General features: G+C 70.2%; 18 protein-coding genes. 6 read left to right on the top strand and 12 right to left on the bottom strand.

Going from position 1 to position 19,417, the window contains the following annotated elements:
- Positions 1–2 precede the first annotated feature (2 nt).
- Complete coding sequence (locus tag HQ603_RS02995; RefSeq protein WP_222682836.1) at positions 3–1,556, top strand: type VII secretion protein EccE; 1,554 nt, start codon at positions 3–5, stop codon at positions 1,554–1,556.
- On the opposite strand, the gene HQ603_RS02990 is transcribed toward HQ603_RS02995, so the two are convergent.
- From HQ603_RS02990 to HQ603_RS02940, 11 genes are all read right to left on the bottom strand, one after another.
- Positions 1,545–2,072, bottom strand: coding sequence for an NADPH-dependent FMN reductase (locus HQ603_RS02990; RefSeq protein ID WP_222682835.1), 528 nt, complete (start codon positions 2,070–2,072; stop codon positions 1,545–1,547). The two genes, HQ603_RS02995 and HQ603_RS02990, sit on opposite strands and share 12 nt — an antisense overlap.
- Before the next feature lie 9 nt (positions 2,073–2,081).
- A complete protein-coding gene (gene truA / locus HQ603_RS02985; protein WP_222683235.1) occupies positions 2,082–2,921 on the bottom strand; it encodes a tRNA pseudouridine(38-40) synthase TruA in 840 nt (279 codons plus the stop codon).
- 60 nt (positions 2,922–2,981) lie between these two features.
- The gene (gene rplQ, locus HQ603_RS02980; protein WP_068102247.1) at positions 2,982–3,575 is read right to left on the bottom strand and encodes a 50S ribosomal protein L17; all 594 of its coding nucleotides are present in this window, start codon (positions 3,573–3,575) and stop codon (positions 2,982–2,984) included.
- A gap of 39 nt (positions 3,576–3,614) precedes the next feature.
- Positions 3,615–4,676 (bottom strand): DNA-directed RNA polymerase subunit alpha, encoded by a 1,062-nt coding sequence (locus HQ603_RS02975; RefSeq protein WP_068102248.1) that lies wholly within the window; start codon positions 4,674–4,676, stop codon positions 3,615–3,617.
- Between the two features lie 117 nt (positions 4,677–4,793).
- The gene (gene rpsD / locus HQ603_RS02970; RefSeq protein WP_068102250.1) at positions 4,794–5,399 is read right to left on the bottom strand and encodes a 30S ribosomal protein S4; all 606 of its coding nucleotides are present in this window, start codon (positions 5,397–5,399) and stop codon (positions 4,794–4,796) included.
- A gap of 20 nt (positions 5,400–5,419) precedes the next feature.
- On the bottom strand, positions 5,420–5,833 hold the full coding sequence (gene rpsK / locus HQ603_RS02965; RefSeq protein WP_068102252.1) for a 30S ribosomal protein S11: 414 nt from the start codon (positions 5,831–5,833) through the stop codon (positions 5,420–5,422).
- Positions 5,833–6,207, bottom strand: coding sequence for a 30S ribosomal protein S13 (rpsM, locus tag HQ603_RS02960; protein ID WP_068102254.1), 375 nt, complete (start codon positions 6,205–6,207; stop codon positions 5,833–5,835). The genes rpsK and rpsM overlap by 1 nt, the downstream gene beginning before the upstream one ends.
- Positions 6,208–6,376: 169 nt before the next feature.
- On the bottom strand, positions 6,377–6,490 hold the full coding sequence (gene rpmJ, locus HQ603_RS02955) for a 50S ribosomal protein L36 (protein WP_013127970.1): 114 nt from the start codon (positions 6,488–6,490) through the stop codon (positions 6,377–6,379).
- 103 nt (positions 6,491–6,593) lie between these two features.
- Positions 6,594–6,815, bottom strand: coding sequence for a translation initiation factor IF-1 (gene infA, locus HQ603_RS02950; protein ID WP_005140011.1), 222 nt, complete (start codon positions 6,813–6,815; stop codon positions 6,594–6,596).
- Positions 6,816–6,975: 160 nt separating this feature from the next.
- Complete coding sequence (locus HQ603_RS02945) at positions 6,976–7,422, bottom strand: VOC family protein (protein WP_222682834.1); 447 nt, start codon at positions 7,420–7,422, stop codon at positions 6,976–6,978.
- Between the two features lie 35 nt (positions 7,423–7,457).
- Positions 7,458–8,018 carry a helix-turn-helix domain-containing protein gene (locus tag HQ603_RS02940; RefSeq protein ID WP_308126334.1) on the bottom strand — a complete coding sequence of 187 codons (561 nt, stop codon included), beginning with the start codon at positions 8,016–8,018 and terminating at the stop codon, positions 7,458–7,460.
- Positions 8,019–8,092: 74 nt separating this feature from the next.
- On the opposite strand from HQ603_RS02940, the gene HQ603_RS02935 reads away from it, so the two are divergent.
- From HQ603_RS02935 to HQ603_RS02915, 5 genes are all read left to right on the top strand, one after another.
- A complete protein-coding gene (locus tag HQ603_RS02935) occupies positions 8,093–8,788 on the top strand; it encodes a hypothetical protein (RefSeq protein ID WP_222682833.1) in 696 nt (231 codons plus the stop codon).
- Positions 8,785–9,696 carry an ABC transporter ATP-binding protein gene (locus HQ603_RS02930; RefSeq protein WP_222682832.1) on the top strand — a complete coding sequence of 304 codons (912 nt, stop codon included), beginning with the start codon at positions 8,785–8,787 and terminating at the stop codon, positions 9,694–9,696. The genes HQ603_RS02935 and HQ603_RS02930 overlap by 4 nt, the downstream gene beginning before the upstream one ends.
- On the top strand, positions 9,693–10,472 hold the full coding sequence (locus tag HQ603_RS02925; RefSeq protein WP_222682831.1) for a hypothetical protein: 780 nt from the start codon (positions 9,693–9,695) through the stop codon (positions 10,470–10,472). The genes HQ603_RS02930 and HQ603_RS02925 overlap by 4 nt, the downstream gene beginning before the upstream one ends.
- Before the next feature lie 12 nt (positions 10,473–10,484).
- Positions 10,485–14,309: an ABC transporter transmembrane domain-containing protein gene (locus HQ603_RS02920; RefSeq protein ID WP_222683231.1), complete on the top strand. Its 3,825-nt coding sequence runs from the start codon at positions 10,485–10,487 to the stop codon at positions 14,307–14,309.
- Between the two features lie 107 nt (positions 14,310–14,416).
- Positions 14,417–18,223 carry a multifunctional oxoglutarate decarboxylase/oxoglutarate dehydrogenase thiamine pyrophosphate-binding subunit/dihydrolipoyllysine-residue succinyltransferase subunit gene (locus tag HQ603_RS02915; protein WP_222682830.1) on the top strand — a complete coding sequence of 1,269 codons (3,807 nt, stop codon included), beginning with the start codon at positions 14,417–14,419 and terminating at the stop codon, positions 18,221–18,223.
- A 71-nt stretch (positions 18,224–18,294) separates the two neighbouring features.
- On the opposite strand, the gene HQ603_RS02910 is transcribed toward HQ603_RS02915, so the two are convergent.
- The gene (locus HQ603_RS02910; RefSeq protein ID WP_222682829.1) at positions 18,295–19,326 is read right to left on the bottom strand and encodes a beta-ketoacyl-ACP synthase III; all 1,032 of its coding nucleotides are present in this window, start codon (positions 19,324–19,326) and stop codon (positions 18,295–18,297) included.
- Positions 19,327–19,417 lie beyond the last annotated feature (91 nt).

The following is a 19,417-nucleotide window of genomic DNA, read 5'->3' as shown; positions in this document are numbered from 1 at the left end:
CCGTGCTGAGGGCACAGTACATCGGGTCACCGGCGGCCGCGGACGCGTCCGATGCCGCCGATCCCCGCCCCGGGGAACACCGCCGGGTGTCGACGGCCGTGGCCGGCGGCACCGTGGTCGCCCTCGTCGCGGCCGCACTCGGTGCACCCGTCGGGTGGGCGGTCGTGATCGCCGTGGCACTCGGTGCGGCGGTTCTCCTCGCCGCCGCCGTCGCGCCCTCGTGGTCTCCGTGGGCTCGGTGGATTCGGTCGGCTCCCCGAGGTCGGTGGGCCCCGGCGCACGCCCGCACGCGGTCGACGACGACGGTGTCGGTCGACATCGCAGGCCGGCCGACCGCGCTCGTCTGGGACGGGGCCACGGCGGCCGTGGTGGCGGAGCTGACGCCCACCCGCTCCGAGGGCTGGTCGATCCTCGACGGGCAATCGGTCGAGCCGGATCTGTCGGTTCCGGTGCGGGCTCTGCTCGCTCGGGCCGCGGACGGCGACGAGGCCCCGATCGACGTCGTCGTGGACAGCGTGGTCCGTCGACCGCGGCACCCGGGGCGACCTCACGCCACGGTCCTTCCGATGACGAGCGCGGCGGGAGCCGCCGCCGTGCGCAGCACCTACCTGACTATGGTCCTGGACGTGGTGCACGCGGCCCCGGCGATCGCTCGCCGCGGCGGGGGCGCCGCCGGTCTCGCGGCCGTTCTCGACCTTCACCTGCAGCGGCTCGTCCACGTGGCGGCTGCCCATGCGGTCCTGCTGCGGCCGCTCGACGTCGACGCACTCGACGCTGCCCGGAACGACGCCGATCCGGGGCTGTGGCACGCCCTGCCGACGGGTCGGCGCACCGTCGCCGCCACCCGGTCCGCGATCGGTACCGCGGACGCCGTGTCGTGGTGGCTGACCTCGGCCGGGTCCACGACGCGGGGACACCTCTCGGTCGCGACCGACCGACAACTCCGAGGCATGATCGGCGTCCGACCGGACCGCCGCCGGGCCGGCGAGAACGGTCCCGGCTACCGACGCCGCCCGGACCGCCTCCTCCCCGTAGCCGCCGCCGATCCGGAACTCCTCGCCGTTCCCCTCGCCGGGTGCGGACAGCTGATCGGAGTGCGCGACGACGGTCGCGGCGTCGCCGTACGCCTGTGGGGACCGGGAGTGCGACACGTCGCGGTCGACGCCGAGGCGTTCGTGGTGTTCCAGCTGGTGTGGCGCGCGGTGGCCACGGGTGCCCGCGTCGTCGTGGCCACCGACCGGCCCGCGGTCTGGCAACAGCCGGTCGCCGCCGCGGCCGACCCGTCGGCGCTCACCCTCGCAGCGCCACATCATCCGATCGACCCCCGGGTCGACCTTCTGGTCCACGACCACCCCGGCCCCCGTCGACCGAACGGACACGCGTGCGTGTTCACCACCGCCGGCGACGACGACACCGCGGACGTCGCTGTCGTGCAACAGGGTTCGTCCGACCGCGTGCTGTGCCGAGTCGGCAGTCGATCCACGACTGTGCGTCTGGTGTCCACGGCCGCGGAGACCGACGCCATCGGTCGGCCGCGGGGCCGGTCAGCGTGGTGAGGGACGGACCCAGTCGACGAGCTGTCCCACCATCCGGTCGGCGGCATCGGGGGCCACCTCGTCCCGCGTGCTCCCGTCGGCGTCGAACGCACGCTTGACTCGCACGAAGGACACCGCGTCCCGCACCGACACCATGTGCAGCTCGGCCACCACCTGCCGGAGCTGCTCCACTGCACGCACGCCCCCTGCCATGCCGCCGTAGGACACGAATCCCACCGGCTTGCCGCGCCACTCGTGCTTGACCGAATCCAGGGCGAGCTTCAGCGACGCCGGATAGCCGTGGTTGTACTCGGGAGTCACCAACACGAACGCGTCGCACTCCCCCACCCACGCCGCCAGGGCTGCGGGTCCCTCACCACCCGAGAGATCGAGCGGCAGAGCCACCTCTGCGAGGTCGAGCACTCGGACGTCGAATCGCCCGTCCGCCTCCGCGCGGCGCACGAACCACTGCGCCACCGTCGGACCGACACGCCCCGCGCGGACACTGCCGACGATCACGCCCAGAACCGGAGCCATGACAGGACCCTAGCCGCAGCACCCGGGCGCCGACGGCCGCACCGCTCGCGTGGTCGCGTTGCGCTCCGCCAACTCCGACGCGGCGGGATAGTCCACCCGAACGAGCGACAATCCGTGCGCGGGAGCCACCGTGATCGCGCTGGACCGGTCCGACTCCCCCAGCAACGACGCCGGCCACGTCACCGCGCGTCGACCGTCCCCGACTGCCAACACCGCGCCCACGAGAGAGCGCACCATCGACCAGCAGAAGGCGTCCGCGCTGACGAACGCCGTCAGGTCGGAACCGTCCTGCGCCCACTCGAAGCGCTGCAGATCGCGGATCGTCGTCGCCCCGTCGCGTCGCCGACAGAACGCGGCGAAATCGCGCAGTCCGAGCAGTCGCGTCGACGCGTCGTTCATCGCCCCCGGGTCCACCGACCGCGGCCACCCGACCACGAAACCCCGCCGCATCGGCGCGACACCGAACCGCGCCGTCGACAGCCGGTACTCGTAGTGGCGTCGCAACGCGGAGAAGCGTGCGTCGAAATCCGTCGTCACCTCGGTCACGTCGGTCACCCGTACGTCCGGCGGCAGGAACCGGGAGAGGCGCCGCACCAGCACCCCGAGATCGGGCGGCGCACCGGGACGATGGGAGTCGATGCGCGACAACGCCTCCCGCGGCAGATCGAGATGCGCGACCTGCCCCTCGGCGTGCACCCCGGCGTCGGTGCGCCCCGCGACCACCAGGCGAACGGGCCACCCGACGACGGTGCTCAGCTTGTCCTCGAGCACTCCGCATACCGTGCGCTGATCGCGCTGGGTGGCCCATCCCGCGAAATCCGTGCCGTCGTAGGCGATGTCGAGGCGCAAACGGACGAGCCCGCCACCGGAATCGGTGGCGGGCTCGTGCGCAGAGTCCGAAGAGGACACTTACTTCTTGTCGGCCTCGTCGGCGTTGGACGCGTGGGCGTCCTCCGCCTCGACACCCTCGATGACCGCGTCGGCGTTCTCGACCTGAGCGTCCGTGGCGTCGGCCTCGACGGCCTCCACGACGTTCTGCTCGGCAGCGGCCTCGTCGGCAGCCGTCTCGTCGTTGGTGGCGGCAGCAGCCGGAGCGGCCTGCGACGCCTGCACGCGACGAGCGCGATCGGCCTCGGAGGATACCGTCTGCTCGCGGACGAGCTCGATGATGGCCTGCGGGGCGTTGTCACCCTTGCGGGGGACGGTCTTGATGATGCGGGTGTAGCCGCCGTTGCGCTCCGCGAAGTGCGGACCGATCTCGGCGAACAGCGTATGGACGACGTCCTTGTTGCGGATGTCCTTCATGACCTCACGACGGTGAGCCAGCGTGCCGGCCTTGGCGTGGGTGATGATCTTCTCCGCGTACGGACGCAGACGCTTGGCCTTCGACTCGGTGGTGGTGATCCGGCCGTGCTCGAAGAGCGCCGTGGCCAGGTTGGCCAGGATCGCCTTCTGGTGCGATGCCGAACCGCCGAGACGGCGACCCTTGGTGGGCTTGGGCATGTCAAATTCTCCTGATCAGGTGCTCGGAACGCGTACGCGTCAGAGCTGTTCGGTCTCGGCGTAGTCCTGCTCGGCTCCGTCGGCGTCGCTCACGCTGCCGTCGGTGTCGCTCCAGGTTCCGGTGGCGGCGTCGTACCCGGCAACGGTGCTGGGATCGAAGGTCGCCGGGCTGTCCTTGAGCGAGAGGCCGAGCGAGTGCAGCTTGACCTTGACCTCGTCGATGGACTTCTGTCCGAAGTTGCGGATGTCCAGCAGGTCCGACTCGGTGCGACCGACCAGCTCGCCGACGGTGTGCACACCCTCGCGCTTGAGGCAGTTGTAGGACCGGACGGTGAGGTCCAGATCCTCGATCGGCAGACCGAAGGAGGCGATGTGATCGGCCTCGGCGGGCGAGGGTCCGATCTCGATGCCTTCTGCTTCGACGTTGAGCTCACGGGCCAGCCCGAACAGCTCGACCAGGGTCTTGCCCGCCGAAGCGAGCGCGTCCCGAGCGGTGATGGAGTTCTTGGTCTCGACGTCGAGCACGAGCCGATCGAAGTCGGTGCGCTGCTCGACGCGAGTGGCCTCCACCTTGTAGGTCACCTTGAGCACGGGCGAGTAGATCGAGTCGACCGGGATACGGCCGATCTCGGCACCCGAGGCCTTGTTCTGCACGGCCGGCACGTAGCCGCGGCCCCGCTCGACGACGAGCTCGATCTCGAGCTTGCCCTTGTCGTTGAGGGTCGCGATGTGCAGGTCCGGGTTGTTCACGGTGACGCCGGCCGGCGGCACGATGTCGCCGGCGGTGACGGTGCCCGGGCCCTGCTTGCGGACGTACATGGTGACCGGCTCGTCCTCGTCGGAGCTCACGACGAGTCCCTTGAGGTTCAGGATGATGTCGGTGACGTCTTCCTTCACCCCGGGGACGGTGGTGAACTCGTGCAGGACGCCGTCGATGCGGATGCTGGTGACAGCAGCGCCGGGGATCGACGAGAGCAGGGTGCGGCGGAGCGAGTTGCCGAGGGTGTACCCGAAGCCAGGCTCGAGGGGCTCGATGACGAACTTCGAGCGGTTGTCAGCGATGACCTCTTCGGTCAGCGTGGGTCGCTGAGAAATGAGCATTGATGTCCTCCTGGAATGAGCGTCCGCTATATGACGCTCGTGGTGGGGGCGACGAACCGCCTGCGAGCCTTGCGTGCATCACGGGGATGCACGCAAGGCTCACAGGACGGGCACGTCTTACTTCGAGTAGTACTCGACGATGAGCTGCTCCTGCAGCGGGATGTCGATCTGCGCGCGCTCGGGCTCCTGGTGGACCAGGATGCGGAGGCGGTTCGGCACGACCTGCAGCCACCCCGGAACCGGACGCTCGCCGTAGGTCTCACGGGCGATCTGGAACGGGAGGGTGCTCAGCGACTTCTCGCGGACGTCGATGATGTCGTACTGCGAGACGCGGTAGCTGGGGATGTCGACCTTCTTGTTGTTGACCAAGAAGTGGCCGTGCGTGACCAGCTGGCGTGCCTGACGACGCGTCCGGGCGAGGCCCGCACGGTAGACGACGTTGTCCAGACGCGTCTCGAGGATGCGCAGCAGGTTCTCACCCGTCTTGCCCTTGAGGCGGTTGGCTTCCTTGTAGTACAGGGAGAACTGCTTCTCCATGACGCCGTAGGTGAAGCGTGCCTTCTGCTTCTCCTGCAGCTGGAGCAGGTACTCGCTCTCCTTGATCCGCGCGCGGCCGTGCTGGCCGGGCGGGTAGGGGCGACGCTCGAAGGCCTGGTCGCCTCCGACGAGGTCGACGCGCAGACGACGCGACTTGCGGGTGATGGGTCCGGTATAACGAGCCATGTTCTGTTGGTTCCTTCCCGCTAGACGCGACGGCGCTTGGGCGGACGGCAGCCGTTGTGCGGCTGGGGGGTGACATCGGAGATGGTGCCGACCTCGAGGCCTGCCGCCTGGAGCGAACGGATCGCGGTCTCGCGGCCGGAGCCGGGACCCTTCACGAACACGTCGACCTTCTTCACGCCGTGCTCCTGCGCCTTGCGCGCAGCGTTCTCGGCCGCGAGCTGAGCAGCGAACGGAGTCGACTTGCGCGAGCCCTTGAAGCCCACGTGACCCGACGACGCCCACGAGATGACGTTGCCGCTCGGATCGGTGATCGACACGATCGTGTTGTTGAACGTGCTCTTGATGTGCGCGCTGCCGTGCGGGACGTTCTTCTTGTCCCTGCGGCGCGTCTTCTGGGTCTTCTTCGGACCGGAGGTGCGTGACTTCGGGGGCATTACTTCGCCTTCTTCTTGCCGGCAATGGTGCGCTTCGGTCCCTTGCGGGTGCGCGCATTGGTCTTCGTGCGCTGTCCACGGACGGGCAGACCACGACGGTGGCGAAGGCCCTGGTAGCAGCCGATCTCGATCTTGCGTCGGATGTCGGCCTGCACCTCGCGGCGCAGGTCGCCCTCGACCTTGAGCGACTCCTCGATGTACTCGCGGAGCTTGGTCAGGTCCTCGTCGGTGAGGTCCTTGCTGCGCAGGTCCGGGCTGACGCCGGTGGCCGCGAGGATCTCGTGCGACCGGGTACGGCCGATGCCGTAAATGTAGGTGAGTGCGATCTCCATGCGCTTCTCGCGCGGAAGATCCACACCGGCTAGACGTGCCATGTGGCGGTTCCTTCATTCGTGCGGAGGTCTGCTCCCGGTCCGTCCCCATACGTGTGTGCTCGGGGCCCCGGCCTCCGCGGCCGAGGGTGCACCACCCGCGTGTGGGTGGCTGGTGCTGGGAGGTCTTCTTCTGGCGGTGGTGCCAAGTAGATCTTCGAGAGGGGGTCGATCAGCCCTGACGCTGCTTGTGGCGCAGGTTGTCGCAGATGACCATGACCCGGCCGTTGCGGCGGATCACTTTGCACTTCTCGCAGATCGGCTTGACGCTCGGGTTGACCTTCACGTCTGTTCGATCTCCTGGTCGTGCCCGGCCCCCGTGACCGGCGAACCGGTGACGAGCTTCGGACATGGTTGATCCCCGGCTCGCGAGGAACCGGGGACTGCTGTTACTTGTAGCGGTAGACGATTCGTCCACGCGTCAGGTCGTACGGGGAGAGCTCGACCACGACGCGATCCTCGGGGAGGATGCGGATGTAGTGCTGCCGCATCTTGCCGCTGATGTGAGCGAGCACCTTGTGACCGTTCTCCAGCTCGATGCGAAACATCGCATTGGGCAGGGGCTCGACCACTCGACCCTCGACCTCGATTGCGCCGTCTTTCTTTGCCATGTCCTCCGCGATCCTGGCGTGTCACACCTAGAATTGACTCCGTCGTCTCCGACTCGTGCAGGCACGCGTGAGCGCACCGACGTTCGATACTACCGGGTCGGTCGCGGGCCTACCAAATGCGTCCGGGCCTCTGCCACCCTGCACCGCCCGACGAGTCCGGTCAGCCGACGTGTCCCGCGTAGGTCCCGACGGACCAGTGCACGCCTTCCGGATCGAGCACGGTGAACCCGCGCCCACCGTGATCCTCCTCGCACAGGGCCTCGACGACGCGTCCGGCCGACTGCCGCGCGCGGTCGAAGAGCGCCCCGATCGCCTCCTCGTCCACGGCGAGGTACACCGCGCCGACCCCGGCCGGCAGGCCCGCGATGGTGCTGTCCTCGCGCACGGACCCGAGCATCACCCCGCCGGGCGTTCCCCCGGACCCGATCCACCGGAGTTCCGCGTGATCGACGCGGTCGCCCTCGCCGTACACGGCGACGGCCTCGAATCCGAGCACGTCGGTGAGGAAGGCGATCGCGGCGCGCGCGTCCCGGTAGCGCAGAGCCGGCCACGTCGAGAAGCCGGGGTTCGTGTCGTTCGCTGTCGTGTCGTTCGTCGAATTGCTCATGACCGAGATCCTGACTCGACCGCGAGGCTCTCGTCTTAACCGAATGCGAACTTCTCGTCGCGACGCCAGACGGACGGCGCGGATCCGGCGAGCGCACGCCACTCCCGAGCCAGATGGGCCTGGTCGTAGAAGCCGCACCGGGCGGCGACGTCCGCCAGCCTCGGCGACTCGCACTCGGCGGTGTCCTCGGCGGCGTCGGAACCGAGGAGGTCGACGAGCGGCACCATCCACTGGCCGAGCGCCGCGGGCGGCACGCCGAGGACGGCTCGGGTACCGGCGGGCGTGAACGAGATCTGGATGCCGTGCTCGGCGCCGTCGTGCCCCATCACGACGGGTGCGGTGCCCAGCCCCGACGCGAGCGCGGCGAACTCCCCCGGCGCCTGGTCGGCGACGGCCGGGCGCACCACGCGCAGTGGGCGGTCGAACGGCAGGATCACGGTGATCGAATCGGACGGCAGCCCGACGTGCTCACCGGCGTCGAACCCGCTGAGCCGGTATCCCTGGTAGCTCCGCACGTAGGGCCGCAGCAACGGAGCCGGGCGCCGCACGGCACCCTCGGAGAGCCCGACGCGCACACCACCGGCCGCGGATGTCACCGCCTCACGGTAGAACGGTGTCGACGGTGACGGAAGTGCGGAACGAGACGGAGCGTGATCGATGGGCGGGGTCGATGGCTGAGCAACCGGGTCGAGTCGAGCGTGCGGTGTCGTCCGTGCTGGACAACGCGAGTCGGTTGCAGGCGCCGGCCGTCGAGAAGTACGTGTGGCGACTCCGCCGGGCCCATCCCGAGGAGTCGCCCCAGCAGATCGTCACGCGCCTCGAGAAGCTGTTCCTGGGCGCCGTGACGTCGAGCGGGGGCGCGGCCGGTGCCACGGCCGCGATTCCGGGTGTGGGCACGGTGGCGTCCATCGCGGCCGTCGGCGGCGAGACCGCGTTCTTCCTCGAGGCCGCCGCGCTGCTGACGCTGTCGGTCGCGTCCGTGCACGGCATCGCGGTGACGGACCACGACCGTCGGAAGGCGCTGGTCCTCGCGGTCGCTCTCGGCGACTCGGGCAAGGAGATCGTGCAGCGCAGCCTCGGCCGCACCGGGAACGTCGGGAAGATGCTGTCCGCCGGTATCCCCGGCGGAGCCAACCTCTCCGGGCTGAACAAGCGTCTGATCACCAAGTTCGTGCAGAAGTTCGCGGCGCGCCGCGGTGCCGTGATGCTCGGAACCATGCTGCCCGCGGGCATCGGAGCCGCCGTCGGCGGCGCCGGCAACCGCGCGCTGGGCAAGACCGTGATCACGAATGCGCGTGAGGCGTTCGGGCCGCCGCCCGCCGCATGGCCCGACGCGTCCGCGCCGCCGGTCGAGCCGCCACGGTGAGCGCTCCGGCGGGCCCGCCCGCCGTCGTCGCCCGCGGGCTGAGCAAGTCCTATCCCGGCGTCGACGCCGTGCACGACGTGTCGTTCGAGGTTCCGGCGGGATCGGTCACCGGCGTCCTGGGACCCAACGGCTCCGGCAAGTCCACCACCCTGCGGATGCTGCTGGGGCTGGTGCTTCCCGACAGCGGAACCGCCGAGGTGTCCGGTGCCCCGCTGGGGGCGCACCCGGTGCCCGGCCGCGTCGTCGGTGCGGTGCTCGACGGCCGCGGCGCCCACCCGCGGCGCACGGCGCGTGCGCATCTGCGGTGCGTCGCTCCCGTGGTCGCCGCGTCGGATGCGCGCATCGAGGAGGTGTTGGCGCTGGTGGGGCTGCGCGAGGTCGCCCACCGCCGGACCGGTACGTACTCGCTGGGGATGCGGCAGCGCCTCTCCCTCGCCACCGCACTGCTGGGCGATCCGGCCGTACTCGTGCTCGACGAGCCCGCCAACGGTCTCGATCCGGAGGGCATCGTCTGGCTGCGCGGGTTCCTGACCGCGTACGCCCGATCCGGCCGCTCGGTCCTGCTGTCGAGTCACCTCGTCCGCGAGATCGAGCGCACGGTCGACCACCTCGTGATCATGGCGGCGGGACGCGTGGCGTTCCGTGGCAGTCTCGCCGACCTCGCCGCGCTGTACCCGGCACGGGTCGTCGTCGCGTGCGCCGACCCCGCCGCTCTGGCGCTGGCACTGGCCGCCGCCGGTCACACCGACGCGATCCTCGGCGTGGACGGCCGCCTCGTCGTCACCGGGCCGGCCGCCGACCGGGTGGCCGAGATCGCCCGCGGCGCCGGCGTTCACGTCTTCGGCATCGTCGACGCCGCCGTCGACCTCGAGCAGATCTTCCTGGCGATGACGGGACCGCGGTCGTGACCGTCGGGGCAGCCGACCTGCTGCGATCCGAGGTCCGCAAGGCGACGTCCCTGCGGTCGTGGTGGGCTCTGGCGCTGCCCCCGGTGGTGATCGGGTTCCTGTCCGGACTGTTCTACGGGGCCATCGCCTCCTCCGAACTGCTGGCCGACTTCTCCGACGCGGGATCGCTCGCGGTGACACTCGCCGCCGCGGTCACGGTGGGCGCTGTGGTGCTGTTCGCGGCGGTGTTCGGCGCCGTGCACACCGCGGGCGACCTGCGCCACGGCTCACTGGCGACATCCCTGGTCGCGGTCCCTCGCCGTGGGCGGGTGGTCTCGGCCCAACTGACGGTCTGCGCGGGCGTCGGGGCGTCGTACGCGGTGGTGTCGGTCGCGGCGGCCCTGCTCTCGCTCGCGGCCGTCGGCGGTGACGTGGTCTCCGTGAGCGCCTCGGACGCCGTGGGACTGCTCCTCGCGGCCGTGGCCGCCGGAGTGCTGTGGAGTGCGATCGGGTGCGGACTCGGCCTGCTGACGGGTTCACCGACGTGGAGCGCCGTGGCGCTGGTCGCGTGGCTCCCGCTCGGCGAGACGGTGGTCGCGGTGGTGCTGAACGGAATCGGGGCCGACGCCGTGGTGCGCCTGCTCCCCGGGTTGGCGACCGTCGGGACGATCGCGCGCGGGCAGGGCCCCGGCGACCTCGTGCTCCCGTTCGGCGCGGCGGCGGTCTGCCTGCTGCTGTGGGCCGTCGGACTGGCCGGTGCGGGCTGGTGGCGCCTGTCGAGACGAGACCTGGCGTGAGCGGTACCCGCCATCGACACTGAGCGCGTCGGCTGGATCCGGCGACTCGCCACCGACTGCTTCCGCCATCGCCGCACGGCGGTGGGGGCGTTGATCGTCACCTTCGTGGCGGCCGGTGTCGACGTCTGTTTCCCGCTGCTCACCCGGATCGCGGTCGACGACGCCACGGCGTCGCGAACCGAGACGCTCGGCCTCGTCGCCGGCGCCATCGTCGCTCTCGCCGTCGTGCGCTTCGCCTGCCAGTTCGGACGACGGCTGCTCGCGGGCGCTCTCTCGGTCGACGTCCAGCACGACCTGCGGCAGCGGCTCATGGCCACGCTGCTGCGACTCGACGGCCCGCGGCAGGACGAGATCGCCGTCGGTCAGGTCGTGTCCCGGTCGATCAGCGACCTGCAGCTGGTGCAGGGCCTACTGGCGATGGTGCCGCTCTCCGCCGGTGCGGTGCTGCAGTTCGTCCTGGCCCTCGGCATCATGCTCACGCTCTCGCCGCCGCTGACGCTGGTGGCTCTGGCGGTGGTGCCCGCGATGTCCGTGCTCGTCGTCCGCCGTCGACCGCAGCTCTACGCGGCGACCTGGTCGGCCCAGCAACGTGCGGCGGAACTGGCGAGCCACGTCGAGGAGACCGTCACCGGCGTCCGCGTGGTGAAGGGTTTCGGGCAGGAACGGCGAGCCGTCGACGTCCTCACCGACATCGGCCGCCGCCTCTTCGCCGAGCGTCTGCGCGCGGCGCGGGTGAACGCGCGGTTCGCCCCGGGCATGGCCGCACTCCCGCAACTCGGACTGGTCGGGGTGATCGCGCTGGGCGGCTGGCTGACGCTGTCCGACCACATCACCGTGGGAACGTTCCTCGCCTTCGCGAGCTACGTGGTGACCCTCGCCGCGGTGACGCGCACGCTGACCTCGGTGGTGGTGATGGCTCAGCTGTCCCGCGCGGCGATCGAGCGCGTGTACGACGTGATCGACACCGAACCTGCCGACCCCGATCCCCCGGCGGCGACCCCGGTTCCGGACGGGCCGCTCGGCCTGCGGCTGCGCGGCGTCCGCTTCGGCTACGACGACGATCGGCCGGTGCTGACCGGCCTGGATCTCGACGTCGCGCCCGGTGAGACCGTGGCCGTGGTCGGGCCGTCGGGCAGCGGCAAGTCGACCCTGTCGATGCTGATCCCCCGCTTCTACCGGCCCACCGAGGGCACGATCTCCCTCACCTCGCCGGCCGGCGAGGTGGACATCGCGGACGTCGACGCCGCCGCGCTGCGCGGCGCGGTGGGAGTCGCGTTCGACGAGCCGTTCCTGTTCTCCCGCACCATCCGGGAGAACGTCGCCCTGGGCCGACCGGACGCGAGCGAGGACGAGGTGCGCGACGCCGTTCGCCGCGCGGCGGCCGACGACGTCGTCGAGCGGGTCCCCGGCGGCCTCGACGCCGAGGTCGGCGAGCGCGGCCTCACCCTGTCCGGCGGGCAGCGGCAACGTCTCGCGCTCGCTCGCGTCCTGCTGGCCCGTCCGCGCGTGCTCGTCCTCGACGACGCGACGTCCGCCGTCGACGCCCACACCGAGGCGACCGTGTACGCCCGACTCGGCGAGGCCGGCGCCGACACGTTCCGCCCGACGACGGTGGTGTTGGCCCACCGGCGGTCCACGCTGACGCTCGCCGACCGCATCGTCGTGCTCGACGAGGGCCGCGTGGTCGACTCGGGCACCGAGGCCGAACTCGACGTCCGGTGTGCATTGTTTCGCGCTCTGATGTCCGGCGCCCTGATGTCCGGCGACGACGCCGCGGCGCGTGACCCCGAACCGTCCGCGCCGGTCGACCTGTGGCCCGAGGCCGGGGAGGACGGGGAGTCCGTGCAGTCCGGGGAGTCCGCCGCACCCACTGCATCCACCCCACCCACCGCATCCGGCGGGCCGGGCGCCCACGGCGCGGGGTCCGCCCTCGGCGGGAGCATGGCCGGACCCGAGATCGCCGCCGCCGTCGCCGCGCTGCCCGCCGCCGACGACCGTCCCACCGTCGACGCCGACGCGGCCCGCACCGATCGGTCGCCCTTCGCGCTGCGCCGCACCCTGGCCCCGGTGGCAGGGCTGCTGGTGCTGGTCGCGGCCTTCCTCGCGTTCGACTCGGCCGTGACCGTCGCGTTCCCGTCGATCGTGCGGATCGCCGTCGATCACGGTGCCGCCGAGCGGAACCTCGCGGTCCTCGCGGGGATCTCGGGCCTCGCCCTGGCGCTGGTCGCGGCGGACTGGCTGGTGGTCCGAGCGCTCACGGTGACCACCGCGCGCGCCGGCGAGACTGTGCTGTTCTCCCTCCGCGTCCGGAGTTACGCCCATCTGCAGCGGCTCGGCCTCGACTACTACGAGCGGGAGTTGTCCGGCCGCATCATGACGCGGATGACCACGGACGTCGACGCCCTGTCGTCGTTCCTGCAGACCGGCCTGTCGACCGCGGTGGTCGCCCTGGTGACGGTGATCGGAGTGTCGGTCGCGCTGCTGCTGACCGACGGAGTGCTGGCCGCGGTCACCCTGTCCGTCCTGCCGATCCTCGTCGTCGCGACGGTGGTGTTCCGCCGTATCTCCTCGCGTGCGTACGCCACCTCGCGTGAACGCATCTCGTCGGTGAACGCGGAGTTCCAGGAGAACGTGACCGGCCTGCGCGTGGCCCAGGCCGCGCGGTTCGAGGAGGCGGCGCGCGCCGCGTTCCGGACGCGGTCCTGGTCCTACCGGACCAGCCGGATGCGATCGCAGCGCGCCATCTCCGTCTACTTCCCCTTCATCACCGCGCTGTCCGACGTCGCGCTGGCCGCGGTGGTGCTGGTCGGCGCACACCGCGTGGCCGAGGGCAGCGCCACGCCCGGCACCCTGGTCGCCTTCGTCCTGTACCTCGGTCTGCTGTTCGGGCCGATCCAGCAGCTCTCGCAGGTGTTCGACGGCTACCAGCAGGCCTCCGTCGGTCTCACCCGGATCGCGGCCCTGCTCGCGACGCGCAGTTCCCTCGAGTCCGCCGCGGAGTCGACTGCCGGCGGCGCAGCACCCGACGGCGAGGGTCGACTCGCCGGAGACGTCGAGTTGCGCGCGGTGGGCTTCCGCTACGAGGGCGCTGAGCGCGACGCCCTCACGGACGTGTCGCTGACCGTTCCGGCCGGGTCCACGGTGGCGCTGGTCGGCCGAACCGGCGCGGGCAAGTCGACGGTGGTCAAGCTGATCGCACGGTTCTACGACCCGACGTCGGGCGGGGTGCTGGTCGACGGTGTCGACCTGCGAACACGACCGCTGACCGCGTATCGGCGTCGGCTCGGGGTGGTGCCGCAGGAGGCGCACCTCTTCGGCGGCACGGTGGCGTCCAACATCGCGTTCGGCCGGCCCGACGCGACCCGGGCGGACATCGAGGCCGCGGCGCGCGCGGTCGGGGCTCTCCCCCTCGTGGCGGCACTGCCACGCGGAATGAACACCCCGGTCGGCGAACGCGGTCGCGGACTGTCCGCGGGCGCCCGTCAGCTCGTCGCCCTGGCGCGGGCCGAACTGGTCGACCCCGACATCCTGTTGCTCGACGAGGCCACGGCCACCCTCGATCCCGCCACCGAGCGTGCGGTGCTGAACGCGAGTCGTACCGTCACGCGTCGGCGCACGGCCGTGGTGGTGGCGCATCGGCTCGCGACGGCTGCCCGGGCCGACGTCGTGGTGGTGGTGCACGACGGGCGCATCGTCGAGAGCGGACCGCACGAGACCTTGATCCGCTCCGGAGGTTTCTACGCGGCGCTGTGGGAGATCACCGAGGGGCGAGAATCGGCCGAACGTGATGCAGACCACATCGACATCGGCCACGATGAGTCGACCACACTGCGGTGAAGCCGGTCACACGCCCGATGCGGCGGCGCGAGCACGGACCGGAAGGTCTAACCTGGAGTGGCCGTGCGCTGAGCGAGAACAAGAAGGAAACGAGGCGAACACCTGCCGTGAGCAGCAGTTCTACTACACAGTTCGGACAGAACCAGTGGCTGGTCGACGAAATGTACCAACGTTTCAAGACCGACCCCTCCTCGGTCGACGAGAGCTGGCACGAGTTCCTCGCCGACTACACCCCCGAACAGAACGGTGGCGGCGATCCCGCGACCGGACGCGAGTCCACCAGCGGGGCAGCATCTTCCGGTAACGGCAGTGCTGCAGCACCCGCCCCGAAGGCCGAGAAGGCCGAACCGAAGGCGGACAAGCCCGCCGAGAAGCCGGCGCCGAAGGCCGAGAAGGCCCCCGCGCCCAAGACCGACGAGCCGGCGCCCAAGAGCGAGCCCACCAAGCCCGCCGCGAAGTCCGCGACGCCTGCGAAGGCTGTCGCCGACAAGGCTGTCGCCGACAAGGCTGCCTCCGGCAAGCCCGCCGCCGACGCGCCCGCCGAGGACACGTCGAAGGTGCTGCGCGGTGCGGCGGCCGCGGTCGCGAAGAACATGTCCGCCTCGCTGCAGATCCCCACGGCGACGTCCGTGCGTGCGATCCCGGCGAAGCTGATGATCGACAACCGCCTCGTCATCAACAACCACCTCGCGCGCACGCGCGGCGGCAAGATCTCGTTCACCCACCTGCTGGGGTACGCGATCGTGCAGGCCGTGAAGGCGTTCCCGAACATGAATCGGCACTTCGCCGAGGTGGACGGCAAGCCGAACGCGGTGACCCCGGCGCACACCAACCTCGGTCTCGCGATCGACCTGCCCGGCAAGGACGGGTCGCGCTCGCTGGTGGTCGCGGCGATCAAGGGCTGCGAGAGCATGTCCTTCACCCAGTTCCACACCGCGTACGAGGACATCGTGCGTCGCGCTCGGGACGGCAAGCTCACGGCTGCCGACTTCTCCGGCGTCACCATCTCGCTGACCAACCCCGGCACCATCGGCACGGTGCACTCGGTGCCGCGTCTGATGAACGGCCAGGGCGCGATCATCGGTGCCGGCGCCATGGAGTACCCGGCCGAGTTCCAGGGTTCCAGCGACGAGCGCCTGGCGGAGCTGGGCGTCGGCAAGCTGATGACGCTGACCTCGACGTACGACCACCGCATCATCCAGGGTGCGGAGTCGGGCGACTTCCTGCGCACGATCCACAACCTGCTGATCAGCGACGAGTTCTACGACGAGATCTTCCACGGGCTCGCCATCCCCTACGAGCCCATTCGCTGGCGTCGTGACCTGCCCACGGGCACCGTCGACAAGAACACCCGCGTCCTCGAGCTGATCGCGGCGTACCGCAACCGCGGCCACCTCATGGCGGACACCGATCCGCTCATGTTCACCAAGGACAAGTTCCGGATGCATCCGGACCTCGACGTCATCAGCCACGGCCTGACCCTGTGGGACCTCGACCGCGAGTTCGCGGTCGGCGGCTTCCACGGCGAGGACCGGATGAAGCTGCGGGACGTGCTGAGCGTCCTGCGCGACTCGTACTGCCGCCACGTCGGCGTCGAGTACACCCACATCCTCGAGACGGAGCAGGTCGCCTGGCTCCAGGAGCGGGTGGAGGCCAAGCACGTCAAGCCGACCGTCGCGCAGCAGAAGTACATCCTGAGCAAGCTCAACGCGGCCGAGGCCTTCGAGACCTTCCTGCAGACCAAGTACGTCGGTCAGAAGCGCTTCTCGCTCGAGGGCGCCGAGTCGGTCATCCCGATGATGGATTCGGTGATCGATCAGTCCGCCGAGCACACGCTCGACGAGGTCGTCATCGGCATGCCGCACCGCGGCCGGCTCAACGTGCTAGCGAACATCGTCGGCAAGCCGTACTCGAAGATCTTCACCGAGTTCGAAGGCAACATGAACCCGGCCGCCGCACACGGCTCCGGTGACGTGAAGTACCACCTCGGCGCCGAGGGCAACTACATCCAGATGTTCGGCGAGAACGACATCAAGGTCTCGCTCACCGCCAACCCCTCGCACCTCGAGGCGGTCGACCCGGTGCTCGAGGGTCTGGTGCGCGCCAAGCAGGACATGCTCGACAAGGGCGACAGCCGCGACGGTTTCTCGGTGCTGCCGCTGATGCTGCACGGCGACGCGGCCTTCGCGGGTCAGGGCGTGGTGGCGGAGACGCTGAACCTCGCGCTGCTGCGCGGCTACCGCACCGGCGGCACCGTGCACATCGTGGTCAACAACCAGGTCGGCTTCACGACGGCACCGGAGTTCTCGCGCTCGAGCGAGTACTGCACCGACGTGGCCAAGATGATCGGCGCGCCGATCTTCCACGTCAACGGTGACGATCCCGAGGCCTGCGCCTGGGTCGCGCGTCTCGCGGTGGACTTCCGTCAGAAGTTCCACAAGGACGTCGTGATCGACATGATCTGCTACCGCCGTCGCGGTCACAACGAGGGCGACGACCCCTCGATGACCCAGCCGGCGATGTACGACGTCATCGACACCAAGCGGAGCGTCCGCAAGAGCTACACCGAGGCGCTGATCGGCCGCGGCGACATCTCCCTCAAGGAGGCCGAGGACGCACTCCGCGACTACCAGGGCCAGCTCGAGCGCGTCTTCAACGAGGTGCGCGAGCTCGAGAAGTACGCCCCGGAGCCCAGCGAGTCGGTGGAGATGGATCAGCAGATCCCGCACAAGCTGACCACCGCCGTCGACAAGTCGGTCCTGCACCGCATCGGCGACGCGTTCGTGAACGTGCCCGACGGCTTCACCGTGCACCCGCGTGTCCAGCCCGTGCTGGACAAGCGGCGCGAGATGGCCTACGAGGGCAAGGTCGACTGGGCGTTCGGCGAGTTGCTCGCTCTGGGCACGCTGATCGACGAGGGCAAGCTGGTCCGCATGTCCGGCCAGGACACCCGCCGCGGCACCTTCACCCAGCGCCACTCGGTGATCATCGACCGCAAGACCGGCGCCGAGTACACGCCGCTGCACAACATCGGCAGCGACAACCCCGGCAAGTTCCTGGTCTACGACTCCGCGCTCAGCGAGTACGCGGCGGTGGGCTTCGAGTACGGCTACTCGGTGGGCAACCCCGACGCGCTGGTGCTGTGGGAGGCGCAGTTCGGCGACTTCGTCAACGGTGCGCAGTCCATCATCGACGAGTTCATCTCGTCCGGTGAGGCCAAGTGGGGTCAGCTCTCGGACGTCGTGCTGCTGCTGCCGCACGGCCACGAGGGCCAGGGCCCGGACCACACGTCCGGTCGCATCGAGCGCTTCCTCCAGCTGTGCGCGGAGGGCTCGATGACCGTGGCGGTGCCGTCGACGCCGGCGAACTACTTCCACCTGCTGCGTCGCCACGCCCGTGACGGCATCCAGCGTCCGCTGGTGGTGTTCACCCCGAAGTCGATGCTCCGCAACAAGGCCGCGGTGAGCAACATCGAGGACTTCACCGACGGCAAGTTCCACTCGGTGTTCGACGAGCCCACCTACGAGTCCGGTGACGGTGACCGGTCGAAGGTCGAGCGTGTGCTCATGGTCAGCGGCAAGCTCTACTACGAGCTGCTGGCGTACAAGCAGAAGAACAAGCGGGACGACGTCGCCATCGTGCGCGTCGAGCAGCTCTACCCGATTCCGAACCGTCGCATCGCCGAGGCGCTGGACGGCTACCCCAACGCCACCGAGTACCGGTGGGTCCAGGAGGAGCCGGCCAACCAGGGTGCGTGGCCGACCTTCGGCCTCGCGTTCCCGGAGCTGCTGCCCGAGCGTCTGTCGGGCATCAAGCGCGTCTCTCGTCGTCCGATGTCGGCGCCGTCGTCGGGCTCGAGCAAGGTCCACGCCGTGGAGCAGCAGGAGATCATCGAGACCGCCTTCAACGGCTGATCTCACCGCGTAACGACGAAGGGCCGCACCCTCGATCGGGGTGCGGCCCTTCGTCGTCCGGTCGGTCCGGATCAGTCCTTCGGCGCGGCGGGCAGGGTGATGACCTGGCCGGCGTAGGACAGGCCGGCGCCGAACCCGAGCACGAGCGCGGTGTCGCCCTCGGCGGCCTTGCCGGTCCGCAGCACTTCCTCGACGGCCAGCGGGATCGAGGCGGCCGAGGTGTTGCCGGCCTCGGCGATGTCGTTGGCCACGGGGACGTCGTCGGCCAGCTCGAGGCTCTTGGCCAGCAGGTCGGTGATGCGCGAGTTGGCCTGGTGGGGAACGAAGACGTCGAGGTCGGCCGCGGTGATCCCGGCCTTGTCGAGTGCCTCGCGGGCGACCTTGGCCATCTCGAAGGCGGCCCAGCGGAACACGGCGATGCCGGTCATCGCGATCCACGGGCGGTCCGCGTTGGGGTCGGCCTTCAGGTCGGCGAAGTACTGCAGCCAGTCCTTGTCCTGCTTGATCGCGTCGGACTGCGAACCGTCCGAGCCCCAGACGACCGGTCCGATCCCCGGCTCGTCGGTGCGGCCGATCACCATGGCGCCGGCGCCGTCACCGAAGATCATGCGCGTGCCGCGGTCGTCGGGACGCGTGGTCACCGACAGGTGCTCGACGCCGATGACGAGCACCTTGTCCGCCGTCCCCGCGCGGATCATGTCCGAGGCCAGGGCCAGGCCGTAGCAGAACCCGGCGCACCCGGCGCCGAGGTCGAACGCGCCGGGACCGCCGGTGCCGAGGGCGTCGGCGACGATGGAGGCAGCGGGCGGGGTGAGCAGCAGGTGCGTGGACGTGGCGACGACGACGCAGCCGATCTCGGCCGGGTCGACGCCCGCGTTGGCGAGGGCGCGACGCCCCGCTTCGATGGACATCGACACGACGTTCTCGTTCTCGCCCGCGAACCGTCGCGTCTCGATGCCCGTGCGGGTACGGATCCACTCGTCGGAGGAGTCGATGGTCCGACAGATCTCCTCGTTGGTCACCACCCGCTCGGGTCGGTACGCACCCAGCCCGAGAATGCCCGAGTGTCGCGTCTCGCTCGGAACTGTGATCTGCGCGCCCATCGACGGCCGTCCTCTCGTCATCGGTCTTCGGCGTGCACGCCGGAGTTCGTGGTCCGTGCTCACGGTACTGCCGCCTCACGGTACTTCCGCG

The sequence above is a fragment of the Rhodococcoides corynebacterioides genome (assembly GCF_019834675.1).
Taxonomy (GTDB): Bacteria; Actinomycetota; Actinomycetes; order Mycobacteriales; family Mycobacteriaceae; genus Rhodococcoides; species Rhodococcoides corynebacterioides_A.
The sequence above is the reverse complement of the archived record's forward strand: the minus strand, read 5'-3'. Positions and strand labels throughout refer to the sequence as shown.

Excerpts from the sequence above, each read along its gene's own strand:
- HQ603_RS02990 (WP_222682835.1), bottom strand. The coding sequence starts at position 2,072 with ATGGCTCCGGTTCTGGGCGTGATCGTCGGCAGTGTCCGCGCGGGGCGT.
- rplQ (WP_068102247.1), bottom strand. The coding sequence starts at position 3,575 with ATGCCCAAGCCCACCAAGGGTCGCCGTCTCGGCGGTTCGGCATCGCAC.
- HQ603_RS02975 (WP_068102248.1), bottom strand. The coding sequence starts at position 4,676 with ATGCTCATTTCTCAGCGACCCACGCTGACCGAAGAGGTCATCGCTGAC.
- rpsD (WP_068102250.1), bottom strand. The coding sequence starts at position 5,399 with ATGGCTCGTTATACCGGACCCATCACCCGCAAGTCGCGTCGTCTGCGC.
- rpsK (WP_068102252.1), bottom strand. The coding sequence starts at position 5,833 with ATGCCCCCGAAGTCACGCACCTCCGGTCCGAAGAAGACCCAGAAGACG.
- rpsM (WP_068102254.1), bottom strand. The coding sequence starts at position 6,207 with ATGGCACGTCTAGCCGGTGTGGATCTTCCGCGCGAGAAGCGCATGGAG.
- infA (WP_005140011.1), bottom strand. The coding sequence starts at position 6,815 with ATGGCAAAGAAAGACGGCGCAATCGAGGTCGAGGGTCGAGTGGTCGAG.
- HQ603_RS02945 (WP_222682834.1), bottom strand. The coding sequence starts at position 7,422 with ATGAGCAATTCGACGAACGACACGACAGCGAACGACACGAACCCCGGC.
- HQ603_RS02935 (WP_222682833.1), top strand. The coding sequence starts at position 8,093 with ATGGCTGAGCAACCGGGTCGAGTCGAGCGTGCGGTGTCGTCCGTGCTG.
- HQ603_RS02910 (WP_222682829.1), bottom strand. The coding sequence starts at position 19,326 with ATGGGCGCGCAGATCACAGTTCCGAGCGAGACGCGACACTCGGGCATT.